Raw genomic sequence first — 1,216 nt, 5'->3', positions numbered from 1 at the left:
TCACCGATCGGCATCAATTGATGAACTCACTTGCGTAATTGTCAACCGCTGGGGAATTGTTGTTCATGAAATGACCGATGTTACCGATGAGTGGGATGGTACAGACAACAGCGGAAGTCCATGCAAGGATGGAACCTATTTTTATACCTACCGCTATGTAACGGATAATGGAACTGTAAAAGAGGGACAAGGAAATATAAGACTTGTAAGCGGAAATTAATGATGAAGATAAAAACGGATTATGAAAATTATATTAGGAATAAAGTTATTCGTAATAAGTTTTTTATTTAATTCGTTTTTATTTGGCCAATCCATTTTACCAACAAATTCTTCTCCGGTTGGAATGATAACAGCACCAATTGGTTGGACATTAATTATTGGTACCACTGATATTTCGGACAAAGACAAGCACGGAGGAATAACAGATTGGTATGGCGGTGGAGTAGAAGATCCTCCTAACGGTCATACGGTTTGGGTTTCTGGCACGCATGTTGAAAAAGTTGGTACAACTATAAGTGACTTAATTATTGGTGAAGAATATACTGTTATATTTTATACTGCAGAATTGGGGACTGGGATTTCTCCGGATGATGGAACGCTAGTTGTAACCATAGGCGATGAGTCATATCTTTTTCCGTATTCAGGAGGTATAGATTATACGTGGCATATGAAATCAATAACATTCGTTGCCGATGATGAAGAAATGTTAATGACTTTTAATTATGAGTTACCTGAGTATTCTTACTGGAATGTATCATTTGGTGAAGCCGTTTACTTCGCATGCGATTCTCTGGAGTCTGAAATTTCAAGTACTCAAGTTTGTTTAGGGGAGGAGGTAACGTTTAATGTTAGTTCTGTTAATGGAGGCTTAATAACGTGGGAAGGTGGTATTGAGAATGATGAACCATTTACACCCCCAGTTGGTACCAGTGTTTACATTGCATCAAGTGATCATGAAGATGATTGCGCTTTTGAAGTTGAAATCAATGTTCACAATCCTGAAGTTACAGCGAGCGTTAATGATAATGAAATATGTTTAGGTGAATCTATTGTTTTTTCAGCAAGCGGTGCGGATTCTTATTCTTGGGATTTAGGTGTGGTTGATGGAGAACTTCATACTCCAGATTATGTGGGAACTGAAATATACACTGTTATAGGCGTAGATAGCGTTGGTTGTGTAAATACTGATTCAATTGAAGTTTTTGTTGAAGCCATT

2 protein-coding genes are annotated in these 1,216 nt (G+C 37.7%); both read left to right on the top strand.

Annotated features, from left to right (window positions below; all coding sequences use genetic code 11):
- Window positions 1–220: T9SS type B sorting domain-containing protein (locus A8143_RS16500; protein ID WP_175437564.1), on the top strand; the 220-nt coding region annotated here is incomplete at its 5' end.
- Window positions 221–241: 21 nt separating this feature from the next.
- On the top strand, window positions 242–1,216 hold a 975-nt coding region (locus tag A8143_RS16495), incomplete at its 3' end, for a hypothetical protein (protein WP_139134417.1).

The sequence above is a fragment of the Crocinitomix algicola genome (genome assembly GCF_001661595.2).
GTDB lineage: Bacteria > Bacteroidota > Bacteroidia > Flavobacteriales_D > Crocinitomicaceae > Crocinitomix > Crocinitomix algicola.
Note: the sequence above shows the minus strand (reverse complement) of the source record. Positions and strands in the feature narration are given on the sequence as shown.